General features: G+C 50.2%; 1 protein-coding gene, 2 tRNA genes and 3 rRNA genes. All 6 read right to left on the minus strand.

Annotated features, from left to right (window positions below; genetic code table 11):
• Positions 1 to 31 precede the first annotated feature (31 nt).
• The 6 genes from HMPREF3107_RS01890 to HMPREF3107_RS01915 all read right to left on the minus strand — a co-directional run bounded on the left by HMPREF3107_RS01890 (position 32) and on the right by HMPREF3107_RS01915 (position 5,865).
• On the minus strand, positions 32 to 361 hold the full coding sequence (locus HMPREF3107_RS01890) for a ComEA family DNA-binding protein (RefSeq protein ID WP_070452757.1): 330 nt from the start codon (positions 359 to 361) through the stop codon (positions 32 to 34).
• A 251-nt stretch (positions 362 to 612) separates the two neighbouring features.
• A 5S ribosomal RNA gene (rrf, locus tag HMPREF3107_RS01895) occupies positions 613 to 726 on the minus strand.
• Positions 727 to 820: 94 nt separating this feature from the next.
• Positions 821 to 3,712, minus strand: a 23S ribosomal RNA gene (locus tag HMPREF3107_RS01900).
• Between the two features lie 354 nt (positions 3,713 to 4,066).
• Positions 4,067 to 4,142: transfer RNA gene (locus tag HMPREF3107_RS01905), tRNA-Ala, on the minus strand.
• A gap of 48 nt (positions 4,143 to 4,190) precedes the next feature.
• Positions 4,191 to 4,267: transfer RNA gene (locus tag HMPREF3107_RS01910), tRNA-Ile, on the minus strand.
• A 57-nt stretch (positions 4,268 to 4,324) separates the two neighbouring features.
• Positions 4,325 to 5,865 (minus strand): 16S ribosomal RNA (locus HMPREF3107_RS01915).
• Together the 16S, 23S and 5S rRNA genes with 2 tRNA genes alongside form the textbook arrangement of a ribosomal RNA operon.
• Between the last annotated feature and the right edge of the window lie 136 nt (positions 5,866 to 6,001).

Raw genomic sequence — 6,001 nt, forward strand, 5'->3', positions numbered from 1 at the left:
CGGCCTATCCACCGAACCGAATCGGCCATCCCTACTTAGCCGCATTTTTCCCTGCTGCAGGTTGGGCGGCAGGTTTTTCGGCTGCGGGTTTGGCCGTTTTAGCCGGCGCAGCGGTACCGACCGTTGCCTCATCCTTCAACTTACCGAAGATACCCTCACCGATACCCTTCACCTTCTTCAAATCCTCCACCGATTTAAAATGGCCGTTTTCCTTGCGGTAATCCACAATGGCCTGAGCCTTTGCCGGACCGATCCCGGGCAAAGCCTTCAACTCCTCAACCGTGGCCGTATTGATATTGACGGCCGCCAAAGCCAAAGCCGTAACCGCATAAGACAACAAACCGAACAAAGCCTTTTTCATACCTATTCCTTTCTTAAATCAAACGCCAAATCACACCAAATTATCCGGCTAAAATTGCAAGATAATGCCGAATCATAAATAAAAAACAAGTATCTGGCAACACATTGGCCACACCGCCGAAACAAATTCCCATCCAAAGGATCAAACTGTCATGACCTTCTTCAGCAACCTGTCTATGTTAGATAGGGCAAAAAAGTACGTATAAAAGAGAGAAGCCCTGACGAATAAATCATCAGGGCTTCGAAATAAGTGTTTGGCAGTGACCTACTTTCGCATGGAAGAACCACACTATCATCGGCGCTGAGTCGTTTCACGGTCCTGTTCGGGATGGGAAGGCGTGGGACCAACTCGCTATGGCCGCCAAACTTAAACTGTACAAATCGGTAAAGCCTTAATCAATATATTTGGTGATGACTGAATCAGTCAGTAAGCTTTTATCTTTGAAGTTCTTCAAATGATAGAGTCAAGCCTCACGAGCAATTAGTATGGGTTAGCTTCACACGTTACCGCGCTTCCACACCCCACCTATCAACGTCCTGGTCTCGAACGACTCTTTAGTGCGGTTAAACCGCAAGGGAAGTCTCATCTTCAGGCGAGTTTCGCGCTTAGATGCTTTCAGCGCTTATCTCTTCCGAACTTAGCTACCCGGCGATGCCACTGGCGTGACAACCGGTACACCAGAGGTTCGTCCACTCCGGTCCTCTCGTACTAGGAGCAGCCCCCGTCAAACTTCCAACGCCCACTGCAGATAGGGACCAAACTGTCTCACGACGTTTTAAACCCAGCTCACGTACCACTTTAAATGGCGAACAGCCATACCCTTGGGACCGACTACAGCCCCAGGATGTGATGAGCCGACATCGAGGTGCCAAACTCCGCCGTCGATATGAACTCTTGGGCGGAATCAGCCTGTTATCCCCGGAGTACCTTTTATCCGTTGAGCGATGGCCCTTCCATACAGAACCACCGGATCACTATGTCCTGCTTTCGCACCTGCTCGACTTGTCGGTCTCGCAGTTAAGCTACCTTTTGCCATTGCACTATCAGTCCGATTTCCGACCGGACCTAGGTAACCTTCGAACTCCTCCGTTACTCTTTGGGAGGAGACCGCCCCAGTCAAACTGCCTACCATGCACGGTCCCCGACCCGGATAACGGGTCTGGGTTAGAACCTCAAAGACACCAGGGTGGTATTTCAAGGACGGCTCCACAGAGACTAGCGTCTCTGTTTCAAAGCCTCCCACCTATCCTACACAAGTGACTTCAAAGTCCAATGCAAAGCTACAGTAAAGGTTCACGGGGTCTTTCCGTCTAGCAGCGGGTAGATTGCATCTTCACAACCACTTCAACTTCGCTGAGTCTCGGGAGGAGACAGTGTGGCCATCGTTACGCCATTCGTGCGGGTCGGAACTTACCCGACAAGGAATTTCGCTACCTTAGGACCGTTATAGTTACGGCCGCCGTTTACTGGGGCTTCGATCCGATGCTCTCACATCTTCAATTAACCTTCCAGCACCGGGCAGGCGTCACACCCTATACGTCCACTTTCGTGTTAGCAGAGTGCTGTGTTTTTAATAAACAGTCGCAGCCACCTATTCTCTGCGACCCTCCAGGGCTTACGGAGCAAGTCCTTAACCTTAGAGGGCATACCTTCTCCCGAAGTTACGGTATCAATTTGCCGAGTTCCTTCTCCCGAGTTCTCTCAAGCGCCTTAGAATTCTCATCCTGCCCACCTGTGTCGGTTTGCGGTACGGTTCAATTCAAACTGAAGCTTAGTGGCTTTTCCTGGAAGCGTGGTATCGGTTACTTCATGTCCGTAGACATTCGTCATCACTTCTCGGTGTTAAGAAGACCCGGATTTACCTAAGTTTTCCACCTACCGGCTTAAACAAGCTATTCCAACAGCTTGCTAACCTAACCTTCTCCGTCCCCACATCGCATTTGAATCAAGTACAGGAATATTAACCTGTTTCCCATCGACTACGCATTTCTGCCTCGCCTTAGGGGCCGACTCACCCTACGCCGATGAACGTTGCGTAGGAAACCTTGGGCTTTCGGCGAGCGGGCTTTTCACCCGCTTTATCGCTACTCATGTCAACATTCGCACTTCTGATACCTCCAGCACACTTTACAATGCACCTTCATCGGCCTACAGAACGCTCCCCTACCATGCCAGTAAACTGGCATCCGCAGCTTCGGTTATAGATTTGAGCCCCGTTACATCTTCCGCGCAGGACGACTCGACCAGTGAGCTATTACGCTTTCTTTAAATGATGGCTGCTTCTAAGCCAACATCCTGGCTGTCTGGGCCTTCCCACTTCGTTTACCACTTAATCTATCATTTGGGACCTTAGCTGGCGGTCTGGGTTGTTTCCCTCTTGACAACGGACGTTAGCACCCGCTGTCTGTCTCCCGAGGAACCACTTGATGGTATTCTGAGTTTGCCATGGGTTGGTAAGTTGCAATAACCCCCTAGCCATAACAGTGCTTTACCCCCATCAGTGTCTTGCTCGAGGCACTACCTAAATAGTTTTCGGGGAGAACCAGCTATCTCCGAGTTTGTTTAGCCTTTCACCCCTATCCACAGCTCATCCCCGCATTTTGCAACATGCGTGGGTTCGGTCCTCCAGTACCTGTTACGGCACCTTCAACCTGGCCATGGATAGATCACTCGGTTTCGGGTCTACACCCAGCAACTCATCGCCCTATTAAGACTCGGTTTCCCTACGCATCCCCTATCCGGTTAAGCTCGCTACTGAATGTAAGTCGTTGACCCATTATACAAAAGGTACGCAGTCACACCACAAGGGTGCTCCCACTGTTTGTATGCATCAGGTTTCAGGTTCTATTTCACTCCCCTCCCGGGGTTCTTTTCGCCTTTCCCTCACGGTACTGGTTCACTATCGGTCGATGATGAGTATTTAGCCTTGGAGGATGGTCCCCCCATATTCAGACAGGATTTCACGTGTCCCGCCCTACTTTTCGTACGCTTAGTACCACTATTGAGATTTCGAATACGGGACTATCACCCACTATGGTCAAGCTTCCCAGCTTGTTCTTCTATCTCAACAGCTATTACGTACAGGCTCCTCCGCGTTCGCTCGCCACTACTTGCGGAATCTCGGTTGATTTCTTTTCCTCCGGGTACTTAGATGGTTCAGTTCTCCGGGTTCGCTTCTCTAAGTCTATGTATTCAACTTAGGATACTGCACAGAATGCAGTGGGTTTCCCCATTCGGACATCGCGGGATCATAGCTTTATTGCCAGCTCCCCCACGCTTTTCGCAGGCTTACACGTCCTTCGTCGCCTATCATCGCCAAGGCATTCACCTGATGCACTTATTCACTTGACTCTATCATTTCAAGAACTTCTCTGACTTTGCCTGACATTCCGTTGACGAGAACATCAAACTTGAATTTCCTACTTTGATAAAGCTTACTGCTTGTTGTGTCTTAATCCCGCCTTTTGTCTTTCGGGATTAAGTCGATACAATCATCACCCAAATACTGCACCTGTTTTTCTTTTCCTATTCAGGAGACAACTGACCGTTTGCAATCGGTCAATCATCAAAAACAGACACATTGTCTTTGTTTGTTGATTTCGGCTTTCCAATTTATTAAAGATCGATGCGTTCAATATTGCTATTTACTTCGCAAATTAAAAGAAACTGTACTCTCATACAACCTATTTTAATTTGTAAATTATTTGGTGGAGGCAAACGGGATCGAACCGATGACCCCCTGCTTGCAAAGCAGGTGCTCTACCAACTGAGCTATGCCCCCAGTACTTCGGCCTCCGGCTAATCAGCCTTCTTTGCCTTGCGGTCTGCATGGTGGGTCTGGTAGGACTTGAACCTACGACCCCACGCTTATCAAGCGTGTGCTCTAACCACCTGAGCTACAAACCCTTTGTGCTGCATCTTCGATTACCGATAAGTGTGAGTACCTAGACCCCTTTTCTCTAGAAAGGAGGTGATCCAGCCGCAGGTTCCCCTACGGCTACCTTGTTACGACTTCACCCCAGTCATGAAGCATACCGTGGTAAGCGGGCTCCTTGCGGTTACCCTACCTACTTCTGGTATCCCCCACTCCCATGGTGTGACGGGCGGTGTGTACAAGACCCGGGAACGTATTCACCGCAGTATGCTGACCTGCGATTACTAGCGATTCCGACTTCATGCACTCGAGTTGCAGAGTGCAATCCGGACTACGATCGGTTTTATGAGATTGGCTCCGCCTCGCGGCTTGGCTACCCTTTGTACCGACCATTGTATGACGTGTGAAGCCCTGGTCATAAGGGCCATGAGGACTTGACGTCATCCCCACCTTCCTCCGGTTTGTCACCGGCAGTCTCATTAGAGTGCCCAACTGAATGATGGCAACTAATGACAAGGGTTGCGCTCGTTGCGGGACTTAACCCAACATCTCACGACACGAGCTGACGACAGCCATGCAGCACCTGTGTTACGGTTCCCGAAGGCACCCCTCCGTCTCTGGAGGGTTCCGTACATGTCAAGACCAGGTAAGGTTCTTCGCGTTGCATCGAATTAATCCACATCATCCACCGCTTGTGCGGGTCCCCGTCAATTCCTTTGAGTTTTAATCTTGCGACCGTACTCCCCAGGCGGTCGATTTCACGCGTTAGCTACGCTACTAAGCAGTCAAGCTGCCCAACAGCTAATCGACATCGTTTAGGGCGTGGACTACCAGGGTATCTAATCCTGTTTGCTACCCACGCTTTCGAGCATGAACGTCAGTATTATCCCAGGGGGCTGCCTTCGCCATCGGTATTCCTCCACATCTCTACGCATTTCACTGCTACACGTGGAATTCTACCCCCCTCTGACATACTCTAGCTACCCAGTTCAGAACGCAGTTCCCAGGTTGAGCCCGGGGATTTCACATCCTGCTTAAGTAACCGTCTGCGCTCGCTTTACGCCCAGTAATTCCGATTAACGCTCGCACCCTACGTATTACCGCGGCTGCTGGCACGTAGTTAGCCGGTGCTTATTCTTTAGGTACCGTCAGTAGAAACGGGTATTAACCGCTCCTTTTTCTTCCCTAACAAAAGTCCTTTACAACCCGAAGGCCTTCTTCAGACACGCGGCATGGCTGGATCAGGCTTGCGCCCATTGTCCAAAATTCCCCACTGCTGCCTCCCGTAGGAGTCTGGGCCGTGTCTCAGTCCCAGTGTGGCGGATCATCCTCTCAGACCCGCTACTGATCGTCGCCTTGGTAGGCCTTTACCCCACCAACTAGCTAATCAGATATTGGCCGCTCGAATAACGCAAGGCCCGAAGGTCCCCTGCTTTCCTCCTCAGAGCGTATGCGGTATTAGCCAATCTTTCGATTGGTTATCCCCCATTACTCGGTACGTTCCAATATATTACTCACCCGTTCGCCACTCGCCGGCAGTAGTGCAAGCACTACCCCGCTGCCGTCCGACTTGCATGTGTAAAGCATGCCGCCAGCGTTCAATCTGAGCCAGGATCAAACTCTTATGTTCAATCTCTAACTTAATAACTTCTGGTCTGCTTCAAAGAAACCGACAGGACAATGTTTAAAACATCATCTTGTCTGTCTTCTAAACAGTGTGAGGCCTAAGCACTCACACTTATCGGTAATCTGTTTGTTAAAGAGCA

Origin of the sequence: Neisseria sp. HMSC31F04 (assembly GCF_001807735.1) — a bacterium.
GTDB lineage: Bacteria > Pseudomonadota > Gammaproteobacteria > Burkholderiales > Neisseriaceae > Neisseria > Neisseria elongata.

Excerpts from the sequence above, each read along its gene's own strand:
- HMPREF3107_RS01890 (WP_070452757.1), bottom strand. The coding sequence starts at position 361 with ATGAAAAAGGCTTTGTTCGGTTTGTTGTCTTATGCGGTTACGGCTTTG.